The 1,232-nt window shown below is 43.9% G+C and carries 1 protein-coding gene; it reads right to left on the reverse strand.

The genetic code is table 11. From position 1 onward, the window contains the following. Positions 1 to 27 precede the first annotated feature (27 nt). Positions 28 to 1,164 carry an IS630 family transposase gene (locus FNH22_RS31725; protein WP_143402561.1) on the reverse strand — a complete coding sequence of 379 codons (1,137 nt, stop codon included), beginning with the start codon at positions 1,162 to 1,164 and terminating at the stop codon, positions 28 to 30. Positions 1,165 to 1,232: the final 68 nt, after the last annotated feature.

Raw genomic sequence — 1,232 nt, forward strand, 5'->3', positions numbered from 1 at the left:
CTAGTACACCGTTCTTTAAATATCATATCAAATAATAATCAAATCATCCATTTTGTATTTCCATTTGAATACGACGGGTTCTTCATTGATGGCACTTATTCCCTGGTAGATTCTTTCGATCAGTTCTTTTTTACTATCCACCCTTATGTGGCGCAGAAAGGAACGCGCCATCTTGCTGAAAAACATTTCTATCATATTCAGCCAGGATCCGTGTTTGGGGGTGAATACAAATTCAAAGCGCCCGGGTTTATTGAGTAACCATGCCTTTGTTTCTTTGGAAACATGGGAGGAATGGTTGTCCAGCACCATCCTGATTTTCCAGTCACCAGGATATTGTTTATCAACTTCTGTCAAAAACTCGATAAACTCCCTGCTCCGGTGCCTGTCCCTTACCAAAGGGATTACCTTACCGGTGTGTAAATCAATGCCCGCCAGCAAACTTACCGTGCCTAATCGCTTATATTCATGGTCCCTTTGCAAGGTGGGGTATTTTCCCACCGTAGGCTGTAACTGCGGGGCAATATTTTTTATCGCCTGTATACCTGGCTTTTCATCGTAAGACAAGGTAGTGGCCTTACGGCCCTCATCCTGGGGGATTTCATTGATTAACGCTATTTCCTTGTACACCTGCAACACATGGGCCATTTTTACTTCAAAATCAGGGTCTCGCTTCTCCAGGTAGTAGCTCACTTTATGGGGTTTGATATTGGCCTGGGATAAAATCTTATTCAACACACCTTTGTCAATTTTAGAAAGCATCTCATAGCCGGCCTTATGGCAATGGGCCCGGATATGCTGTTTCAACAAACTGTACGTCCATGTCTCATGGGCATAGCCTAACTCCCTAGGAGACTGACAGGCAATGGAAAGCACCCAGCTTTTGGCATCATCGGTGATCACCGGTTTTACGCCCCGGCCTGGCAGGTCTTTCAAGGCCGTTAAGGCCCCATAAGCGATCGCTTTGTTGATACAACGGTCCACCAATGGCCGGTTGGTGTTTAAATCCCGGGCTATGCTGGTAAGGGGCAGCCCTTCGACGTATTTCAATAAAATTTTTGCCCGCATTACTTCGCGGTGTGCAGCGGTTTGACTCCTGGAAATGGTTTTCAACTTATTCAACTCCGTTGAACTAAGTATTAATTTTGGTTTCTGTGTTGTACGCATCTTTGATAAGGTTTACCAAAGATATATATTGTTTGTTTGTAATACTATTTATAGAACGAAGTACTAGT

It is taken from the genome of Fulvivirga sp. M361, from assembly GCF_007097395.1.
Taxonomy (GTDB): Bacteria; Bacteroidota; Bacteroidia; order Cytophagales; family Cyclobacteriaceae; genus Fulvivirga.

Excerpts from the sequence above, each read along its gene's own strand:
- FNH22_RS31725 (WP_143402561.1), bottom strand. The coding sequence starts at position 1,164 with ATGCGTACAACACAGAAACCAAAATTAATACTTAGTTCAACGGAGTTG.